The sequence below is a fragment of the Nitrobacter sp. NHB1 genome (genome assembly GCF_036964665.1).
Taxonomy (GTDB): Bacteria; Pseudomonadota; Alphaproteobacteria; order Rhizobiales; family Xanthobacteraceae; genus Nitrobacter.
In genome coordinates this window covers 1711776-1732375 of record NZ_JBAMDA010000001.1, presented here as the reverse complement: position 1 = coordinate 1732375, position 20600 = coordinate 1711776, and the positions used below count along the sequence as shown (strand labels likewise).

Genomic DNA, 20600 nt, shown 5'->3' with positions numbered 1-20600 from the left:
AAGTCGTCTCAGGTTCAGGGGCGTTATAAGCGGCTTCGCTCTACGCTTGACGGTTTCAAGCGCGGCGGCGAGCATTTTAAGGGCGCCGTGGGGGTTAGAATGAGCCGCAAGTATTTCGGAACCGACGGCATCCGTGGCCGCGCCAATGGCCTGATCACGTCGGAACTTGCGATGAAGGTGGGGCAGGCCGCCGGGCTGGTATTCCAGCGCGGCGAGTACCGTCATCGCGTCGTGATCGGAAAGGATACCCGACTCTCCGGCTATATGATCGAGTATGCGCTGGTCGCGGGCTTCACCTCGGTCGGCATGGATGTGCTGCTGCTCGGTCCGATACCGACGCCGGCGGTGGCGATGCTGACCAAGTCGATGCGCGCCGACCTCGGCGTCATGATCTCCGCTTCGCACAACCTGTTCGAGGACAACGGGATCAAAATGTTCGGCCCCCGGGGCTTCAAGCTGTCCGACGTCGTCGAAAAGCAGATTGAACAGTTGCTCGAGGAAAACCTCGACAGGAAACTGGCGCAGAGCGCGGGCCTCGGCCGCGCCCGCCGCATCGACGGCGTGCACGATCGCTATATCGAATTCGCCAAGCGCACGCTGCCCCGCGAACTCAGCCTCGACGGGTTGCGGGTGGTGGTCGATTGCGCCAACGGTGCCGCCTACAGGGTGGTGCCTGAGGCGCTGTGGGAACTGGGCGCGGACGTCGTTCCGATCGGCGTCGAGCCAGACGGCTTCAATATCAACAAGGAATGCGGCTCCACCGCGCCGGAGGCGCTGTGCCGCAAGGTCCGAGAAATGCGCGGCGATATCGGCATCGCGCTCGACGGCGACGCGGATCGCGTCATCATCGTCGATGAGCACGGCCATGTGGTCGACGGCGATCAGCTTCTCGCCGTGATCGCGGAAAGCTGGAAGGAAGACGGCCGGCTGACCAAGCCGGGAATCGTCGCCACCGTGATGTCGAATCTCGGTCTGGAGCGCTTCCTCGAAGGGCAAGAGTTGTCGCTGGTTCGGACTCCGGTCGGCGATCGCTACGTACTCGAGCAGATGCTGAAACATGGCTACAATCTCGGCGGCGAGCAATCGGGCCACATTATTCTGTCGGACTATGCGACCACCGGAGACGGCTTTGTGTCCGCGCTTCAGGTGCTCGCTGTGGTGCAGAAGCTGGGCCGCCCGGTTTCCGAGGTCTGCCACAAGTTCGAGCCGCTGCCGCAGATTCTGAAGAACTTCCGTTATCGCAGCGGCAAGCCGCTGGATCGTGCCGAGGTCAAGTCGGCGATCACCGCGGGCGAGAAGCGTCTCAACGGCCATGGCCGCCTGCTGGTCCGTTCCTCCGGAACCGAGCCGGTGATCCGCGTGATGGGCGAGGGCGACGACCGTATCCTGGTCGAGGAGGTCGTGGACACGATCGTTTCTGCGCTGGGCGGCCCGGCGGCGGCGTGAAACCGCCGATAGAGCCTTGAGATCGTGAGTCCTTCGCGAACAACTCCCGCTGCATCCCTGCTATAATCTATTGTTGCTGGTCGGCCGGGCGCTTGCATCGTAACAGGCGCCGGTCGAAACAACCTGGAATCCGTTCGTGGACAAGCCCGTCATCGCCTTCGAGGAAACGCAGGTCGCGCCGGTCGTGGTTCCAGGGGTCGCCGAAAAGGCGGCCCTCGGTCCCGTCTATCTCGTGCTCGGCGGCATCAGCTTCTCGCATTTTCTCAACGACACCATGCAGTCGCTGATTCCCTCGGTCTATCCGCTCCTGAAGGAGAACTACGCGCTCGACTTCGCCCAGATCGGAATGATCACGCTGGCATTTCAGGTGACGGCGTCGCTGCTGCAACCCGTGGTCGGCTATGTCACCGACAAGAAGGCTCAGCCGTTCTCGCTCGCCATCGGCATGGGTTCTACTTTCGTCGGGTTGCTGCTGCTGAGCGTGGCGCATGTCTACGGGATGATCCTTGTTTCCGCCGGACTCGTCGGTCTGGGCTCCGCGGTGTTCCATCCGGAGTCCTCGCGCATCGCGCGAATGGCGTCGGGCGGACGTTATGGATATGCCCAAGCGGTGTTCCAGGTCGGCGGAAATTTCGGCTCGGCGATGGGGCCGATGCTGGCGGCGCTGATCGTGGTGCCGTTCGGCCAGCCGAGCATCGCCTGGTTCTCGGTGATCGCGGCAACCGCGATCCTGATCCTTTGGCGAATCGGGCGCTGGTACAAGCCGCTGATCGCCTCACGCGTCAGCAAGGCGGTGGCGCGCCAGCCCAACGCGCCGTCACCGCGGCGCACAGCGCTGGCGATCACCATCCTGATCGTGCTGGTATTTTCCAAGTTCATCTACATGGCGAGCCTGACCAGCTACTACACGTTCTTCCTGATTCACAAGTTCGGCGTTTCGACCCAGACGTCGCAGATATTCCTGTTCATGTTCCTCGCCGCAACCGCGGTCGGCACCTATTTCGGCGGCCCGATCGGCGACCGGATCGGCCGTCGCTATGTGATCTGGTTCTCGATCCTTGGAGTGCTGCCGTTCACCCTGTTGCTGCCGTTCGCCAACCTGTTCTGGACCGCGATGCTGAGCATCGTCATCGGCTTTGTCATCTCCTCGGCGATGCCAGCGATCATTGTGTTCGCGCAGGAACTGATGCCGCATCGTTTCGGCATGATCTCGGGGATGTTCTTTGGCTTTGCGTTCGGCGCCGGAGGACTTGGAGCGGCGTTGCTTGGTGAGGTCGCGGACGCGAAGGGAATCGAGTTCGTCTATCACGCCTGCGCGTTCCTGCCGGCGATCGGCCTGCTTGCGATGTTCCTGCCGAAGATGCCGAAAATCCGGCACGGATAATCGCCGCGGTCACGGCCGCTTTGTCAACGAACTGTTAGCATGTGTGACGAGTTCGCGGCGGTTTGCATCGCCGCTCTCGCTGCTCGAAAAAAAGCTCACCGAATATCAACCTTAAAAATTAGGGTTAAGCGGCGCTTAAGTATTTGGTGTCATCGTGCTTCCGATTTCGGGAGTGGGGCCTCGTCTGCCTCACCGGACAAAAGGACGAAGCCGATGCGTAGCGTTAAATTTCTCGTCGCCGCCGGAGCGGCATCACTGTTGTCATCGGCCGCATTCGCCGCCGACATGCCCATCGCGCCACCGCCGCAGTATTATGCTCCGCCGCCGGCCGCGGATTTCGGCGGCTGGTATCTGCGGGGCGATATCGGCTTCAGCAATCAGCGCGTGAAGAACATTGCGATGGCGGATGGCCGTAACGCCCAACTGCTCTCGCTGAACGAGACGACCGCTTTCGATGCCGCAGGTATCTACGGCGTCGGCATCGGTTATCAGTTCAACAACTGGTTCCGTGGAGATATCACCGGTCAGTATCGCGGTAATTCGAATTTCAAGGGCACCGATTTGCTGACCTATCCGGCTGGCGGTGGTGTCGTCGGAAACGGAATCAATAACTACAACGCCACCAAGTCGGAATGGCTCGTGATGGCCAATGGCTATGTTGATCTCGGCACCTGGTGGTGCATCACGCCGTTCGTCGGCGCCGGCGTCGGCATGGCACGCGTGAGCATCGCGAATTACACCGACACCGGTTCGGTTAATAACGATGGCTTCGGCTTCGGCGCGTTCCCGAGCTATGCGAGCGCGCCGGCTGCGTCGAAATGGAATTTTGCCTGGGCGGCGCACGCCGGTTTGGCCTACCAGGTCAATCCTGGTCTCACGATTGAACTGGCCTATAGCTACGTTGACCTCGGTTCGGGAACGACGGGTGCGGTTTCCGATTACACGGGCTTCACACGCGGCGTTCCGATGCGGTTCCACGACATCACTTCGCATGACGTGAAACTCGGCGTGCGCTGGAATCTCAACAGCCCACCGGTCTATGCGCCGCCGCTGATCACCAAGGGCTGAGCCTGCCATCTCTTAACGGTTCTTAACGGCGCGGGAGTTTTCTCGCGCCGTTTGCTTTTTTGCGGTCGGTTTTCGACGGCTGCGACGCGTTGGAGCATGTCAGGATTTTGTCGAGAATGTGGATCAATCGTACCGCGCGACAACGGTTGGTTAAGGTTAACAGGCGATGATTGCTGCGTAATCAGGTTGTGTCGATGGAGCGGTTCCGATGCGTAGACTTATATTGGCGGCGATGATCTTCGGGACGGCGCAGGGCGCATACGCAGCCGACATGCCCGACCTTCCGGTTCTGCGCGGATCGCTGTCCGATGGCTTCAGCACGGTACGGACGGTGTGGGAGGGCTATTACATCGGCGGGCAGGCCGGTGTCGGTGAATCCGACATGAATTTCACCGGTGCGACCCGGAGTGTTGCAGCACGGCTGCTCAGCGGTACGGCCATAGAAAATTCAGGGCAGGTCTCGTCGTGGCCGCTGGGAGGCAAGTCCTCGATCCGGGGCGACGGCTGGGGAGGATTCGTCGGTTACAACAGCCAGTGGGATGATGTCGTCATCGGTGTTGAAGCCAATTACATGCACGGCAAGTTTGGCGGCAGCCGAACCGACTCGATGTCCCGCTTTTTTACCGATTCTCTTGGGTATACCGATGGCGTGACCTATGAAAGCAAAGCGGCCATGTCGATTTCGGACATGGGAACGCTGCGCGCCCGCGCTGGATATGTTGTTGGTGCTTTCCTTCCTTATATGTTCGGCGGCGTCGCGCTCGGCCAAGCCGATATCGTCCGCAGCGCACATATCTTCGGGACACAAGTCAATCCGGCGGCTGCGCCCGGTTTCACGAACGTGCCCTTTGATGTCAGTGCCACCGATGGCAAATACAGTCATCTGATCTACGGCTATTCGGCGGGTCTAGGCCTCGACGTCAATCTGATTGGCGGCCTGTTCGCGCGCGTCGAATGGGAGTACATCCGCTTTACCTCCTCGATCGACACAAATGTCAACACGGTTCGCGCCGGCGTCGGCTACAAATTCTGATCGTGAACACGCACGAGGACGTCGCTGCTCCCCGCGTTCGAGGCCGTCGCCTGCGCAGCTCGGATTCGTAGCGAGCCACGTCGGGATGACATTGCGGTGCCAAGCGTGTTCCCTGCGCTCCCGGATCGTGCGTCTGTTTTTGCGGTAAGGGAACCGGAACGGTGGTGACTGCCGCCCGTTGATTCCGTCAATAACGATGGAGCAACGCATGCATACCAGACCGACCTTTTTCGCACTTGTCGCAGCGACCGTCATTAGCTTGCTTGCACTGAGCGCCTATGCCGCAGGTGTAGGTGACGCTGGTACGACCGGAGACGGGTCCTCAATCACCGACACCCAGGCGCCGGTCTGAACGGGTCGTCAGACATTACGACGGGCACCGGTCTCAACTGGGGGACGCCTGTCAAACTCTTGATCTCATCTTCCGGTCGTGGACAGCGGCATCGGCGAGCGGACGCATCGTCAATCGCGCGTGATCGTCAGGAATATTCTTGACGAAATCGGGTGTTTCCCATATCTCCACTGGCGGGACACCTCCCCCCAACGGGAGGCTTGCTATCTGGAAGGATAGATCATGACCGTTGCGAAGCCCGCTTCGCGGCCGACCGTGCCGCATTTCTCATCCGGCCCCTGTGCCAAGCGCCCCGGCTGGACCCCGCAAAATCTCAAGGACGCAGCTCTTGGTCGTTCGCATCGCGCGAAGATCGGCAAGGCGCGCCTGAAACTCGCGATCGATCTGACGCGCGAGGTTCTGGAAATCCCGGCTGACTACAAGATCGGCATCGTGCCGGCGTCGGATACCGGCGCGGTCGAGATGGCGCTGTGGTCGTTGTTAGGTAGCCGCCCCGTCACCATGGTCGCCTGGGAATCCTTCGGTGAAGGCTGGGTCACCGATGTCGTCAAACAGTTGAAGCTCAAGGACGTCACCACGCTCACCGCGGGCTACGGCGAAATTCCCGATCTCGCCAGCGCCGACCCGAAGTCCGATATCGTCTTCACCTGGAACGGCACCACCTCCGGCGTGCGCGTGCCGAACGCCAACTGGATCAGTGCGAGCCGCGAAGGCCTCACTATCTGCGACGCGACCTCAGCCGCTTTCGCGCAGCCGCTCGACTGGGCCAAGCTCGATGTCGTCACCTTCTCCTGGCAGAAGGCGCTGGGCGGCGAGGGCGCGCACGGGATGCTGATCCTGTCGCCGCGCGCCGTGGCGCGGCTGGAAAGCTACACGCCGCCGTGGCCGATGCCGAAGATCTTCCGCATGACCAAGGGCGGCAAGCTGATCGACGGCATCTTCGTTGGCGAGACCATCAACACGCCATCGATGCTGTGCGTCGAGGACTATCTCGATGCGCTGAACTGGGCCAAGTCGGTCGGCGGCCTCAAGGGCATGATCGCGCGCGCCGACGCCAACGCCAGGGCGCTCAGCGACTGGGTGGCGAAAACGCCGTGGATCGATTTCCTCGCGGCCGATCCGGCGATCCGCTCCAATACCTCGGTGTGCCTGAAGGTCATCGACCCCGCGATCACGTCGTTGCCTGCGGAAGCGCAAGCCGATTTCGCCAAGAAACTCGTTGCCGCGGTTGAGAAGGAAGGCGCGGGCTACGATTTCGGGCACTACCGCGATGCGCCGCCGGGCCTGCGCATCTGGTGCGGCGCCACGGTGGAGGCGAGCGACGTCGCGCTGCTGCCGCAGTGGATCGACTGGGCCTTCGCCGAGGCCAAAGCCTCTCTCGCCAAGGCCGCGTAGTTTTTCTTTTTCCCTCTCCCCTTGCGGGAGAGGGTGCTGAGCGGCGGAGCCGCGAAGCGGGTGAGGGGTTCAATATCCCGCCGCTTCACCCCTCACCCGGCTCGATCTCGCTTCACTCGATCTCGCCACCCTCTTTCGCAAGGGGAGAGGGTTCGCAGCACATCCGTTCCTCACGTTGTTGCAGGAAACTCAAAATGACCAAACCCAAAGTTCTGATTTCCGATGCGCTCAGCCCGGCCGCCGTGCAGATCTTCAAGGATCGCGGCGTCGAGGTCGATTTCCAGCCAACACTCGGCAAGGACAAGGACAAGCTCGCCGAGATCATCGGCAACTACGACGGCCTTGCCATCCGTTCAGCCACCAAGGCCACCGCGAAGATTCTCGCCAATGCCAAGAAGCTGAAGGTGATCGGCCGCGCCGGCATCGGCGTCGACAACGTCGAGATTCCGGCCGCGACCGCCAAGGGCATCATCGTGATGAACACGCCGTTCGGCAATTCGATCACGACCGCCGAACATGCGATCACCTTGATGCTGGCGCTGGCGCGCGAAATTCCCGCCGCCGATGCCTCGACCCAGGCCGGCAAGTGGGAGAAGAACCGCTTCATGGGCGTCGAGATCACCAACAAGATTCTCGGCATCATCGGCTGCGGCAACATCGGCTCGATCGTCGCAGACCGTGCGCTCGGCCTGAAGATGAAGGTGATCGCATTTGATCCGTTCCTGTCGCCGGAGCGCGCCAAGGATCTTGGCGTTGACAAGGTCGAGCTTGAAGACCTGTTCAAGCGCGCCGATTTCATCACGCTGCATACGCCGCTGACCGACAAGACCCGCAATATCGTCGACGCTGCCGCCATCGCCAAAATGAAGAAGGGCGTGCGCATCATCAACTGCGCGCGCGGCGGCCTGGTTGACGAGCAGGCGCTGGCCGATGCGCTCAATGCCAAGCATGTCGCCGGCGCAGCCTTCGACGTGTTTGTCGAGGAGCCGGCGACCAAGAATGTGCTGTTCGGTCACCCCAACGTGATCTGCACGCCGCATCTTGGCGCTTCCACCTCGGAAGCACAGGAGAACGTCGCGCTGCAGGTCGCCGAGCAGATGTCGGACTATCTGCTCACCGGTGCGATCACCAACGCGCTCAACTTTCCCTCGATCACGGCGGAAGAAGCACCGAAGCTGAAGCCGTTCGTCGAGCTTGCGGAAAAGCTCGGCTCGTTCGCCGGTCAGCTTACGGAGACTGGCATCTCCAAGGTGACCATTACCTATGAGGGCCAGGTCGCCGAAATGAAGATCAAGGCGCTGACCTCGGCGGCGCTGTCGGGCCTGCTGCGGCCGATGCTGGGCGACGTCAACGTCGTGTCCGCGCCCGTCGTCGCCAAGGAGCGCGGCATGGTGGTGGATGAGGTCGTGCGCGCCGCGCAGAGCGACTACGAAAGCCTGATCACGGTCACCGTATTCACCGAGCGGCAGGAGCGTTCGGTGTCGGGAACGGTCTACGCCGACGGCAAGCCGCGCCTTGTCGACATCAAGGGCATCCGTGTCGATGCCGAGTTCGGCAAGTCGATGGTCTACATCACCAACGAGGATAAGCCCGGTTTTATCGGCAAGTTCGCGGGCCTGCTGGGCGACGCCAAGGTCAACATCGCGACCTTCAATCTCGGCCGCAACAAGCAAGGCGGCGACGCCATCGCGCTGGTCGAGGTCGATGGCGCGGTGCCCCCGGACGTACTCGCCAAGGTGCAGGCGTTGCCGCAGGTCAAGCAGGTGAAGGCGCTGACGTTCTGACAGCGTCAGGCCACAAGCGGTCCCGCGATGGCCTTCAGCGCCGCGCGGGCCTCAACGGGATCAAGCTGGATCTGCAAGCCGCGCTGCCCGCCGTTGATGAAGACCTTTGCCTCGCCGAGCGCCGCCGATTCGATCGCGGTCGGTACACGCTTCTTCTGCCCGAACGGACTGATGCCGCCGACATGGTAGCCGGTGAGCCGTTCGGCGTCGGCGGGGCGCATCATCCTTGCGGTCTTGCCTTCGAACGCAGCCGCCAGCTTCTTCATGCTGATTTCGCAATCGGACGGAGCGATGACGCAGACGGGCTTGCCGTCAACCTCGGCCATCAGCGTTTTCAGCACGCGGCGTGGTTCGGCGCCCAGGGCCTGCGCCGCCTGCAGGCCGATGCTGTCGGCGTCCGGATCGTAGTCGTAGCTGTGCAGCGTGAAGGCCACGCCGAGCTTCGTCAGCGCCTGGGTCGCGCGCGTGGTTTTTGACATCGTGGCCTGATCCTGATGTCATCGCCGCCGGATGGGGCGAGACATTTACGACGGTCGTTTTTGCCATGAAAAGGACATGCAACAAACCTTGCCTCAGGCGACGCTCGATCCGCGAACAGGTTGTCTGATGGACAAGTCCGCGCCGCAAAACGATCCCGAGCCGGGCGGAAGCCGCCGCGGCGCGCTGGCCGGGCTGGTCATTGTCGTCGTGCTGCTGGTGGTCGGCCTCTGGCTCGCGCACGAATTGAGGTCAGCGAGCAAAATCCAGGACTGCGTAATGTCGGGCCGATCCAATTGCGAACCGATCGACGTGCCCGCGCGATAAGGCGGCCGTCCTCGTGCCCGACGGGCATATCACTTCATCAGCGCGCGAACCTCGTCGCGCAGCGCCCGCCGCGAACCGTCGCGCGAATAGAACATATGGCCGCCGGGATAGACCACGAGCTTGACGCGGTCGCGCGAGCCGAAGGTCGGCAGTTGATCGAGGCGGATTTTGCTGGCGAAATAGGGCGTCGCCAGATCGAACAATCCGTGCGCGACCAGCAGTTTGAACTTGGGATCCCCAGCGAGCAGTTCGCGGATGTCGGATACTGACTCGACGGAATTGCGGTGCTTGCCGAAATCCCATGCCCGGTTGACGCTGCGGCTGAGCAGTTCATAGGAACCCTGCGGCCGCCAGTTCAGCTTGTGTGCATAAAGTTCGAACGCCGCCGATGTCAGTGCGGCCAGCAGCGGCTCCTCCGAGGGATCGTCGAAGTCGCTGGCACTTGAGTCCGGGTAGGGATCGAACCCGAGTACCGACGCGTCGTAGCGTCCGGTCACCTTGCCGTTGCGGCGGTCGAAGGCACGGCGGAATTCGCTGACATCGAATCGCCCGGCGAGGCGGCGGCTCTCCGCCTGGTCGATTCCTGTCAACGCCGCGAAGCGGTCGGCAAGCCGCTGCGTCGCCTCCGCATCGGCCTGCCCCTTGACGAGGTCGGTCAGGAATTCGCCCCGTGCGTAGGCTTCGACGTCGGCCATGTCTGCGCGGGTCAGCGTTCCGTTCTTCTTCTTCTCTTTTTCTTGCTCCCGTGCGACCGCCGCCATGCTCGGAAGGCTCGCCACGAACCGGGTCAGCCCGGTGCCCAGCACGTCGCCGAAGTCCAGCGCCGGCGAGATCAGAACCAGTCCGTTGACGGCGACGCCTTGTCGTGTCTGCAGGTTGCGGACGATCTTCGGTCCGCGAATGCCGCCATAGCTTTCGCCGGTGATGAATTTCGGCGACTGCATCCGATCGGCTTTCTCCAGCCAGCGCCGGATCACCAGCGCGATCGAAGCCACGTCGCCATCGACCGTGAAGAAGTGCTTTCGCGCCTCGTCGCCGCTCGCAACCATGCGGCTGTAGCCGGTGCCGAGCGGATCGATGAAAACAAGGTCGGTGAAGTCGAGCCAGGTTTCCGCGTTCGGTTCCAGCGCCGGCGGAACGGAGGAACCGGCGGTCGCGCGGTCCAATGCGATGCGCCATGGGCCGTTGCTGCCGAATTGCAGCCACGCCGACGACGCGCCGGGACCGCCGTTGAACACGAAGGTCACCGGGCGGCTGCGGGGATCGGCGCCGTCGAGCTGATAGGCCGTGGTGGCGATGTCCGCCTGCGGTTCGCCCTTGTCGTCGAAAATTCGAATCGCGCCCGCGGTTGCGGTGAAGGCCAGCGTGCGGCCAGGCAGCGCCAGCTTATGCCTGGTGGTGGAGTCCGGCGGCAGACGGCGATGGTCGGTCGCGGTTGCGACAGGACCGTCGTGCGCGCTGTCGCCGCTGCCCTTCGGACCGGACTGCTTCGCCTCTACCTGATGCGATGGCGCGCCGGGTGCGGCGTCGTCGGCGTGGGCGGCGGAGGCAAGCAGCATCGCCAGCAGCATCGCTCCGACGCTGGCGTGGCGGGACAGTGGGCCGAGCATCTGCTGCTACTCCTGTTGTCGTGTGGCCGTTTGAGCGGAGGCCCCAAGCCTTGACCGTCAAGCGTTGCCTGAAACTGTGGCGGGCACGGGACCCTGTGCAAGCGGCCTATAACGTCGGGTCCGTGCGCGGAGAACGTGCGACGGTGAGGATGCGCGGATTTTCAGGCCCGCGATATCTTCGTGCCGTCGCCGCCGGACCGGGCGGGAGTCGCAGGCTACGGCCCGAACAGAGGATGGATTTTCAGGGCGAATCAATGGTTTGGATGCGGTGTCGGGCCATTTGGCGACCGTTCCGGCTTGCGTCCACCGCACGCATCCTTTATCCGGTGGGACGCCTCGCATGCGAGCGGCAACGTCCGTTTTTAATCTGTCTTGTTTCGGTGCTTGGCGCACTTCAGATTTGCAAGGAATACCAGCGGAAATGACCAACGTTGTCGTCGTCGGCGCCCAATGGGGCGACGAGGGAAAGGGCAAGATCGTCGACTGGTTGTCGGAGCAGGCGGATATCGTCGTCCGCTTCCAGGGCGGCCACAATGCCGGTCATACGCTCGTCATCGACGGCAACACCTACAAGCTGGCGCTGCTGCCTTCGGGCGTCGTGCGCTCGTCGAAGCTGTCGATCATCGGCAACGGCGTGGTGTTTGATCCGCAGGCCTTCGTCGACGAGGTCGAGAAGCTCAAAGGGCAAGGTGTCAAAATCAGCCCCGACAACCTGCGCGTCGCCGAGAACGTCACGCTGATCCTGCCGCTGCATCGCGAGCTGGACTCACTGCGAGAGAACGCCAGCGCGGCGACGGCGATCGGCACCACCCAGCGCGGCATCGGTCCGGCCTATGAGGACAAGGTCGGCCGCCGCGCCATCCGCCTGATGGACCTCGCCGACCCGCAGACCCTGCCGCACAAGATCGAGCGGCTGCTTACACATCACAACGCGCTGCGCCGCGGCCACGGCATCGCGGAAGTGGATAGCGGCGCGTTGCTGAAGGATCTCGCCGCAATTGCGCCGCGGGTGCTGCCCTATGCTGACAGCGTGTGGAACCTGCTCGATCACAAGCGCCGCGAAGGCAAGCGTATCCTGTTCGAAGGCGCGCAAGGCGCGTTGCTGGATGTCGATCACGGCACCTACCCCTACGTCACCTCCTCCAACACGGTCGCCGCCCAGGCCGCCACCGGCACCGGCATGGGGCCGAGCGCGCTCGGCTACGTGCTCGGCATTTGCAAGTCCTACACCACGCGCGTCGGCCAGGGGCCGTTTCCGACCGAACTCAAGGACGAGATCGGCGAACTGATCGGTCAGCGCGGCAAGGAATTCGGCGTCAACACCGGGCGCAAGCGGCGCTGCGGCTGGTTCGACGCCATGCTGGTGCGGCAGACTGTCCGTACCAGCGGCATCCACGGCCTGGCACTGACAAAGCTCGATATCCTCGACGGCTTCGACACCATCGAGGTCTGCACCGGCTACAGGCTCGACGGCAAGGAGATCGACCATCTGCCGGCCGGAGAGGGGGCGCAGGCTCGCATCGAGCCGGTCTACGAGACTATCGAGGGCTGGAAGGAGCCGACCGCCAACGCTCGCTCATGGGCTGACCTGCCGGCCCAGGCCATCAAATATGTCCGCCGGATCGAGGAACTGGTTGGGTGTCCGGTGGCTCTGCTCTCCACCAGCCCCGAGCGCGAGGACACCATTCTGGTGCAGAACCCGTTCGAGGCTTAACGAGATGATGTTACGGGAATGCGTTCAAGGTTAATGTTTGCGGCATCGAGGAGATATGGCTGATTATTACCCGCTGATCGCGCGCGCCATCGCCGGACTGGACGTCAGTGCGCCCGGCGAGCAGCGGCGCGCGCTCTATGAGCGGGCACGGACCGCGCTGATCGCGCAGCTCCGCGGTGTCGAACCGCCTTTAAGCGAATCCGAGATCACCCGCGAACGGCTGTCGCTGGAAGAGGCTGTGCGCAAGGTCGAGTCCGAGGCCGCCCAGCGTGCCCGCGACGCCTCGCGTGGCAGCGGTTCGCGCTCCGGCGATGCCTTCCGCGCCTCGACTCGCGCGGCGATGAAGTCGCAGGACACGGCCGCGCCGCCGCCGCATCTCCGCCCGCGCGCCAATGTGACGCCTCAACCGCGCAACCTGCGCGCCGAACAGCCCCCCGCGCCGCCGCCATCGTGGCGGCCGCCCGCGCCGCCGATTCCTGTGCAGGATGCGCCGCCGCCCACCCGGGAGCGGCAGGGCCAGGGCCAGCCGCGCCGCAATCCCGAGTCCGATCGTCCGCCGCCGCTTCCGGTCCCGGGCTTCCGCGATGTCACCGCGGACGCCGACGATCTCGGTCGCGCCGCGGCGCAGGCCAACCGCTCGGCCCGCCGCACCTACGCCAACGTGCCCTCGCCGTCACCCCAATTCGACCGGCTGGAGCCGAGCCTTGAGGATCGCGGCGCGTTCGAGGGGTCGTATCGTTACGATGAATCATCCGGCGAGACCGCGGACGATCAGCCGCCGCCCCTGCCGCGGTCGTGGCCGCAACCTGGCCGCGACAAGCCGAAGCGCGTGTTCGGCGGCGGCTTTCCGTTCAAGAGCGCGATCGCCGTCGGCCTCGTGCTGATCCTTGCGGGGGCCGGGATCGTCTGGGGTCCGAAGGCGGTCTCGGCGGTGCGCGGGCTGTTCAGTTCGTCGCCGGACCAGACCACCGGGATACCGAAACCGGCGACACCGGGGCCGAAACCGAAGATTACCGATCGGGTCGGTCAGCCGCCGTCATCCGAAACGGTGGCGCCGGTGGCGCAGCGCGTCGTGCTGTATGACGAGGACCCGTCCGACCCCAAGGGCAAGCAGTATGTCGGATCGGTGGTGTGGCGCATTGAGGAGGTGAAGGGCGTAGCCGGTAAGACGCCGGAGATCGCCGTGCGCGCCGACATCGACATCCCCGAACGCAAGTTCAAGATGACGATGTCGTTCCGCCGCAACACCGACACCTCGCTGCCGGCGAGTCACACCGCGGAATTGACCTTCGTACTGCCGCAGGATTTTGAAGGCGGCGGCGTGTCCAACGTGCCGGGCATTCTGATGAAGTCCAGCGAACAGGCGCGCGGCACGCCGCTGGCTGGACTCGCCGTCAAGGTCACCGATGGCTTCTTCCTTGTCGGACTGTCCAATGTCGAGGCCGACCGCTCGCGCAATCTCCAGCTCCTGAAGGAGCGCTCGTGGTTCGACGTGCCTTTGGTCTATACCAACCAGCGCCGTGCCATCATCGCCATCGAGAAGGGGGCGCCCGGCGAGCGCGCCTTCAACGAGGCTTTCGCCGCCTGGGGCGAGTAGCCTTAAAAGCGTGACGCGGTCTCGTATCGGTGCAAAATGCGCGGCTCGTGGTAACCGGGGCGCTTATAGGGTCTGTCTAGACTAGAACAGGTTCCCCTGATCGGCGGGCTTGGATGCACGCTTGCCGGATGCCGGTTTGGGCTGGCCTCTCGGACTGGACCCTGTCGGACCGGACGATGTCGCTGCGGGTCGATCGTTGTCGGCGGTTGCGGCTACCCGTCCGTCGGCGAACTCCAGTGTGAGTCGTGCGCCGGGACCAATCGCCGATGCGTTTCGCAACGCCTGTCCGGCGTCGTCGCGGACCAGCGCAAAGCCGCGTGCCAGCACGCCGCGATAGGACAACGCCGCCAGCAACTGGCCGGAATGCACGATGCGCGCATCATGCCGCTGCAGCAAGGTGGTCAGCGCCCGCCGCGCCCGCTCGGCGAGCCTTTGGGTGCGCTCATTCGCGCGCGCGATCCGGTCGCGTTGTGCCTGTGCGTTGGCCAGTCGCGAGGCCTTGAGCCGGACCGCCAGCCCCGCGAAGCGATCGCGGCGGTGACGCAGCACGACCTGCGTGCCGTGCGCAAGCCGCGCGCCGGTCGCGGCGACGGACTGTTTTGCGTGCGCGACCTGTGCGCGCAACACGCGCAGCGTGAGTCCGCCGGCGATCCGCGTAAAGCGGCGATGATGCAGGTGCGTGCTTGCGCGCAAGGCGCGCGGCAACGCGGCGGCGGCGCCGTCGAGCTTCTGGCGGGGGATCGCGAGCAACTCACCGGCTTCCGGCAGCGCGCGGGCGGCGGAGCGCAATTCGGTGCGCCGGTCGTCGTGGCCGCGCCGCCATGCGACGATGGCGCGGGCCGCGAGGCCGGAGACTTCAACCAACAGCTCAGTGCGGACCGGCACCGCCATTTCAGCGGCGGCGGTCGGAGTAGGCGCGCGCTTGTCGGCGGCGAAATCGATCAGCGTCACGTCGGTCTCGTGACCGACCGCCGAGATCAGCGGGATCATGCTGCCAGCGGCTGCGCGGACCACGATCTCCTCGTTGAAGGACCACAGGTCTTCGAGCGAGCCGCCGCCGCGCGCGACGATCAGGAGGTCGGGGCGCGGAATGTGTCCGCCCTCCGGCAGCGTATTGAAGCCGTCGATGGCGGCGGCGATCTGTTCCGCCGAGCCTTCGCCCTGCACCCGCACCGGCCACACCAGCACACGGCGCGGGAAACGATCCTCCAGCCGATGCAGGATGTCGCGGATCACCGCGCCGGTCGGCGAGGTCACGACGCCGATCACCTCCGGCAGCCAGGGCAGCAGTTGCTTGCGCGCTTCGTCGAACAGGCCTTCCGCCGCGAGCTTCTTCTTGCGTTCCTCCATCAGCGCCATCAGCGCGCCGATGCCGGCGGGCTCCAGCGCCTCGATCACGATCTGGTATTTCGACGAGCCCGGATAGGTGGTCAGCTTGCCGGTGGCGATGACCTCGAGGCCCTCCTGTGGCTTGAACCGCATCCGGCCATGGACGCCTTTCCAGATCACCGCCTCGATCTTGGCGCTCTCGTCCTTCAGCGCGAAGTAGCAGTGACCGGAGGCGTGCGGGCCGCGAAAGCCGGATATCTCGCCGCGAACCCGCACATGGCCGTAGGCGTTCTCCACGGTGCGCTTCAGCGCCGAGGACAACTCGGAGACGGTATATTCCGACGCGTTCGCCAGGAGCTGTGCAGGATTTGCGGGCATCACGCTCACTTCTGTTGCGCCTCCGCCTTACCATGCTAAACCGCTCCGAAACCACCGGAAACCCTGGATCGGCAGTCATTCATGAACATTCTTCTGCTCGGTTCCGGCGGCCGCGAACATGCGCTGGCCTGGAAAATCGCCGGCTCTCCGCTGCTCACGAAACTGTGGTGCGCGCCGGGCAATGCCGGAATCGCGCGCGAGGCCGAATGTGTGACGCTCAATGTAGCCGATCATGCTGCGGTGGTCGCGTTCTGCAAAACCAACAAGGTCGATCTGGTCGTGGTCGGGCCGGAAGCGCCGCTCGCCGCCGGCATTGTCGACGACCTCGCGGCCGCGGGCCTCAAGGCGCTCGGGCCGAGTAAAGCCGCCGCGCAACTGGAGAGTTCAAAAGGCTTCACCAAGGAGTTGTGCCGCGACAACGCTATTCCCACCGCGGCCTACGAGCGCTTCAGCGATGCCACGGCGGCGAAGGCCTATATCTGCGCCCACGGCGCGCCGATCGTCATCAAGGCCGATGGGCTTGCTGCGGGGAAGGGCGTCGTCGTCGCGATGACGCTCGACGAAGCGCTGGCGGCGGTCGACATGATGTTCGACGGCGGGTTCGGCAGCGCTGGCGCGCAGGTCGTGGTCGAGGAGTTCATGCAGGGCGAGGAGGCCTCGTTCTTCGCGCTGTGCGACGGTAAGGACGCGCTGGCGCTGGCGACGGCGCAGGACCACAAGCGCGCGTTCGATGGCGACAAGGGGCCGAACACGGGCGGCATGGGCGCCTGTTCTCCGGCCCCCGTGATGACCGCCGGGATGTGTCGCCGCACCATGAATGAGATCATCGTTCCGACATTGCGGGCGATGCGCGCGCGGGGAACGCCGTTCAAGGGCGTGCTGTTCGCCGGCCTGATGGTCACGGAACAGGGACCGAAGCTGATCGAATACAACGTCCGCTTCGGCGATCCGGAATGCCAGGTGCTGATGCTGCGGATGATGTCGGACATCGTGCCGGCGCTGTTCGCGGCCTGCGACGAAGAGCTGAAGCATTTCGACCTGCGCTGGTTCCCCGATCCGGCGTTGACCGTGGTGATGGCGGCGAAGGGGTATCCCGGCGACTACGCCAGGGGGACGCGCATCGACGGGCTCGACAATGCCGCCAAGGTGGAGGGCGTGGAGATTTTCCATGCGGGCACCAGGGAGGAGGGCGGACAGATTCTCGCCAATGGCGGCCGCGTGCTGAACGTCTGCGCGTCCGGCAAGACCGTCGCCGAGGCGCAAGCCCGCGCCTACGAGGCCGTCGATCGCATCAACTGGCCTGAAGGCTTCTGCCGCCGCGACATCGGCTGGCAGGCGGTGGAGCGGGAGAAGGGCGGATAGAAGCGAATCTTCACCGCCGCGCCTTGAAGAATTCCCGCAGCAGCGTCGCCGCCTCGCTCTCCCCGACCGATGGATACACCTCCGGCCGGTGATGGCAGGTTGGTGCGGCAAAGAAACGGACGCCGGAATCCACCGCGCCGCCTTTGGGGTCGGGCGCTCCGTAGTAGAGCCGCCGGATCCGCGCGAACGAGATCGCGCCCGCGCACATGGTGCAGGGTTCCAGCGTCACATAGAGATCGCAGTCGGTCAGCCGTTCGCTGCCGATGGCGTGTGCGGCGGCCCGCAGCGCCAGAACCTCGGCATGGGCGGTGGGATCGCGGTCGGTCAGGGTGCGGTTTCCGGCGGCGGCGATGACCTCGCCGTCACGCACGATCACGCAGCCGATCGGTACCTCGCCCGATTTTCCGGCGTTTTTGGCGGCTTCAAGCGCCAAATCCATGAAAGATGGTGCGGTCATGCCTCGTTTCTCGGCGCATGATCCGCCAAAGCGTAAGCGGTTTGGCGATCAGATCATGCGCCATATCAATATCTTGGATAGCGTTCGGACCCAAAACCGGCATCCGCTTTTGCTGATCGCGCTCTGGTGAGAACTCTGTTAAGAGGGCGCCTTCAGCAAAAGTGGATGCCGGTTTTGCGTGAGAATGCGCTCTGAGTAAGAGGCGGGCGCGACCTCGTCATGCTACCCCTCCACGCCGGCGCGGCCGCCGTTTCCAATGCCTGTAGCGAGATCATTCATGCCCCGCGATAACGACAAAGACAATGCATCCTCGCGCGGCCGGCGTGATCGGCCCTCCGGCGGCAAGGGCCGTTCCGGCGCGGCGCGCGGGCCGGAAAAGAAGTTCGCCAAGCGCGGCTTTGCCGGCAAGACCGACAGAGGCGACGGCGACAAGCGGCCCTATGCCGGCAAGCCCGATGGCACGAAGCCCTATGCCAAGAAGTCTTACGCCAAGAAGCCGTATGCGGGTGCAGGCAAACCCTACGCGGGCAAGCGCGATAGCGATGCGGCGCGGCCCCGTTTCGATCGCGACGGCGGCGGCGAGAAGCGTGCGTACACGCCGCGCGGTGACCGTGGCGATACGCGTCCGACAGGGCGCTCTGCCGACAAGAAGTTCGGCGAGAAGCGCTCCTACACGCCGGGAGGCGAGGGTTTTCGGAAAGACGGCGACCGTCCGCAGCGTGCGCGGCCGCAAGGTGATCGGCCTTATAGCGCGCGTCCGCCGCGCGAGGGTGGTGGCGAGAAGCGTCCGTATGCGCCACGCGGAGATCGTCCCTTCGGTGACAAGAAGTTTTCACGCGGTGCGCCGGACCGTGGTTCGCGCGGTCCGCGCAAGGAGTTCGGCGATCGTGCGGATCGCGGCGAATCCAAGCCGTGGGAGAAGCGTGAGGCCGGCCCGCGTGATGATCGCGGCGGCGCCGGGCGTCCGCGATTCTCGAAACCACGTGAGGATCGTCCGGAGCGTGCTGCAGGCGCCGATCGTGGCCCGCGCAAGTTCGACCGTCCGCAAGGCGACCGTCCTCGCTTCGACCGCCCGCGGCAGGATCGCCCGCGCCATGAGGGAGGCGACGAGCGTCCGCGTCGCGACAATGAGGACGACAGCAGGGTTTTCGCCAAACGTCCGGCGTTCGGAGGACGCGGCGCTTATCGCGAACGCAAGCCTGTCGACGATCGGCGCAGCGCACGGCCCGAGCCGAAGCCGAAAAAGGCCGGCGAGCGCATCGCGAAGGTGATGGCGCGCGCCGGCGTCGCCTCGCGCCGTGACGCCGAGGAATGGGTCACGCAGGGCCGCGTCGCCGTCAACGGTCGCGTCATCAACTCGCCGGCGCTCGATGTCACCTCGCGCGATGTCATCACGATCGACGGCCAGCCGTTGCCGGAGCGCGAGCGCACGAGATTGTTCCTCTATCACAAGCCGCGCGGCCTGATGACGACCCACGCCGATCCCGAAGGGCGGCCGACCGTGTTCGACAATCTGCCCGAAGGCCTGCCGCGCCTGATCAGCATCGGTCGGCTCGATTTCAATACCGAAGGGTTGCTGCTGCTGACCAATGACGGCGGTCTGGCGCGCGCACTGGAACTGCCCGACACCGGTTGGCTGCGGCGCTATCGCGTCCGCGCCCACGGCGAGGTGACGCAGGCGCAACTCGATGCGCTGAAGAACGGCGTCGAGGTCGACGGCGTCAAGTATGGCTCGATCGACGCCACGCTGGAGCGCGACCAGGGCGCCAATGTCTGGCTGGTGTTCGCGATCCGTGAGGGCAAGAACCGCGAGGTGCGCAACGTGATGGCGCATCTCGGACTCGAGGTGAACCGGCTGATCCGCGTCTCCTATGGACCGTTCCAACTGGCCGAGATCGCGGAAGGACAGGTCGAGGAGGTCAAGACCCGCGTGCTGCGCGAGCAACTCGGCGATAAAATCGCCGCGCTCGCCAATGCGAATTTCGCTGGCACGGCTGCCGAAGCCGAGACCGAACCAAAGCTCGGCCGCGACGGCACGCCGTTACGCTCGAAGAAGGACAACAAGGCGAGAGCGAAGCGCTCGCTGATCGAGGATCGCAAGGGCCGCAACGTGGTGGTGCAGCGAACCGGCAGCGACGAGGCGCGGGCGCGCAACGAAGCCGAAGCCAATGGCTACGGTCCGCCGCGCCGGCCCAAGCGCGGCTATCACGGCAAGCGCGATCTGACGCCACGGGATTGATGATGCGCGTCGTCGGCGGGCGGCTGAAAGGCCGCAACCTCGCGTCGCCATCGACGCAGCAGATCCGCCCGACGGCCGATCGCCTGCGCGAGGCGCTGTTCAATATCCTCGCTCACGCCTATGACGATCCGATCGCGGATGCGCGCGTGCTCGATCTGTTTGCGGGCACCGGCGCGCTCGGCATCGAGGCGGTGTCGCGCGGGGCTAAATTCGCGCTATTTGTGGACAACGGCGCCGAGGCGCGCGCGCTGCTGCGCAACAATGTCGAGGCGCTCGGGCTCGGCGGCGTCACGAAAGTCTATCGTCGCGACGCGACCGATCTCGGGCCTGCGCATCCGATGGAGCCGTTCTCGCTGGTGTTCCTCGATCCGCCCTATGGCAAAGGTCTGGCGGACAAGGCGCTGGCCTCGCTGCGTGAGGGGCAATGGCTGACCGACAAGGCGCTCCTCGTCGTCGAGGAGGCGAAGGCCGCCGCCTTCGCTGCGCCGGAGGGCTTTGAGCAGCTCGAACGCCGCGCCTATGACGATACCGAGTTCGTATTTCTACGGAGCGCGTGAGCGCGACGCGAAATACAAGTGAAGGTCCGTCATTGCGAGCGGAGCGAAGCAATCCATAACCTGCACATCAAAGCTGGATTGCTTCGCTCCG

Annotated in this window: 16 protein-coding genes; 12 read left to right on the top strand and 4 right to left on the bottom strand. The window is 64.5% G+C overall.

Features of this window, described 5'->3' with window-relative positions; translation table 11 throughout:
- The first annotated feature begins 99 nt into the window (after positions 1–99).
- From glmM to serA, 6 genes are all read left to right on the top strand, one after another.
- On the top strand, positions 100–1446 hold the full coding sequence (gene glmM, locus V4R08_RS08165; protein WP_335578894.1) for a phosphoglucosamine mutase: 1347 nt from the start codon (positions 100–102) through the stop codon (positions 1444–1446).
- A gap of 136 nt (positions 1447–1582) precedes the next feature.
- Positions 1583–2830, top strand: a complete 1248-nt coding sequence (locus V4R08_RS08160) for an MFS transporter (RefSeq protein WP_335578893.1) — start codon at positions 1583–1585, stop codon at positions 2828–2830.
- 213 nt (positions 2831–3043) lie between these two features.
- A complete protein-coding gene (locus V4R08_RS08155; protein WP_335578892.1) occupies positions 3044–3898 on the top strand; it encodes an outer membrane protein in 855 nt (284 codons plus the stop codon).
- Between the two features lie 208 nt (positions 3899–4106).
- Positions 4107–4931, top strand: a complete 825-nt coding sequence (locus tag V4R08_RS08150; RefSeq protein WP_335578891.1) for an outer membrane protein — start codon at positions 4107–4109, stop codon at positions 4929–4931.
- Between the two features lie 574 nt (positions 4932–5505).
- Positions 5506–6678, top strand: a complete 1173-nt coding sequence (locus V4R08_RS08145) for a phosphoserine transaminase (RefSeq protein ID WP_335578890.1) — start codon at positions 5506–5508, stop codon at positions 6676–6678.
- A gap of 194 nt (positions 6679–6872) precedes the next feature.
- On the top strand, positions 6873–8462 hold the full coding sequence (gene serA / locus V4R08_RS08140; RefSeq protein ID WP_335578889.1) for a phosphoglycerate dehydrogenase: 1590 nt from the start codon (positions 6873–6875) through the stop codon (positions 8460–8462).
- Between the two features lie 5 nt (positions 8463–8467).
- Here the strand turns inward: serA and ybaK are convergent, their stop codons facing one another.
- Positions 8468–8941, bottom strand: coding sequence for a Cys-tRNA(Pro) deacylase (gene ybaK / locus V4R08_RS08135; RefSeq protein WP_335578888.1), 474 nt, complete (start codon positions 8939–8941; stop codon positions 8468–8470).
- 76 nt (positions 8942–9017) lie between these two features.
- Between ybaK and V4R08_RS08130 the strand changes: the two genes are divergently transcribed.
- Complete coding sequence (locus V4R08_RS08130) at positions 9018–9266, top strand: hypothetical protein (protein WP_335578887.1); 249 nt, start codon at positions 9018–9020, stop codon at positions 9264–9266.
- A 29-nt stretch (positions 9267–9295) separates the two neighbouring features.
- Here V4R08_RS08130 and V4R08_RS08125 read toward each other — a convergent pair whose 3' ends face one another.
- Positions 9296–10876 (bottom strand): S10 family peptidase, encoded by a 1581-nt coding sequence (locus V4R08_RS08125; RefSeq protein ID WP_335578886.1) that lies wholly within the window; start codon positions 10874–10876, stop codon positions 9296–9298.
- Between the two features lie 421 nt (positions 10877–11297).
- Between V4R08_RS08125 and V4R08_RS08120 the strand changes: the two genes are divergently transcribed.
- Positions 11298–12590 carry an adenylosuccinate synthase gene (locus V4R08_RS08120; RefSeq protein WP_335578885.1) on the top strand — a complete coding sequence of 431 codons (1293 nt, stop codon included), beginning with the start codon at positions 11298–11300 and terminating at the stop codon, positions 12588–12590.
- 55 nt (positions 12591–12645) lie between these two features.
- The gene (locus tag V4R08_RS08115; RefSeq protein WP_335578884.1) at positions 12646–14187 is read left to right on the top strand and encodes a hypothetical protein; all 1542 of its coding nucleotides are present in this window, start codon (positions 12646–12648) and stop codon (positions 14185–14187) included.
- An 81-nt stretch (positions 14188–14268) separates the two neighbouring features.
- Here V4R08_RS08115 and xseA read toward each other — a convergent pair whose 3' ends face one another.
- Positions 14269–15894, bottom strand: coding sequence for an exodeoxyribonuclease VII large subunit (xseA, locus tag V4R08_RS08110; protein ID WP_335578883.1), 1626 nt, complete (start codon positions 15892–15894; stop codon positions 14269–14271).
- A gap of 81 nt (positions 15895–15975) precedes the next feature.
- Here xseA and purD point away from each other — a divergent pair, with 81 nt between their 5' ends.
- A complete protein-coding gene (gene purD / locus V4R08_RS08105) occupies positions 15976–17256 on the top strand; it encodes a phosphoribosylamine--glycine ligase (protein WP_335578882.1) in 1281 nt (426 codons plus the stop codon).
- Between the two features lie 10 nt (positions 17257–17266).
- Here the strand turns inward: purD and V4R08_RS08100 are convergent, their stop codons facing one another.
- Positions 17267–17713 (bottom strand): nucleoside deaminase, encoded by a 447-nt coding sequence (locus tag V4R08_RS08100; protein ID WP_335578881.1) that lies wholly within the window; start codon positions 17711–17713, stop codon positions 17267–17269.
- 277 nt (positions 17714–17990) lie between these two features.
- Between V4R08_RS08100 and V4R08_RS08095 the strand changes: the two genes are divergently transcribed.
- Positions 17991–19952 (top strand): pseudouridine synthase, encoded by a 1962-nt coding sequence (locus tag V4R08_RS08095; protein ID WP_335578880.1) that lies wholly within the window; start codon positions 17991–17993, stop codon positions 19950–19952.
- A 2-nt stretch (positions 19953–19954) separates the two neighbouring features.
- Positions 19955–20509, top strand: coding sequence for a 16S rRNA (guanine(966)-N(2))-methyltransferase RsmD (rsmD, locus tag V4R08_RS08090; protein ID WP_335580217.1), 555 nt, complete (start codon positions 19955–19957; stop codon positions 20507–20509).
- The last annotated feature ends 91 nt before the right edge of the window (positions 20510–20600 follow it).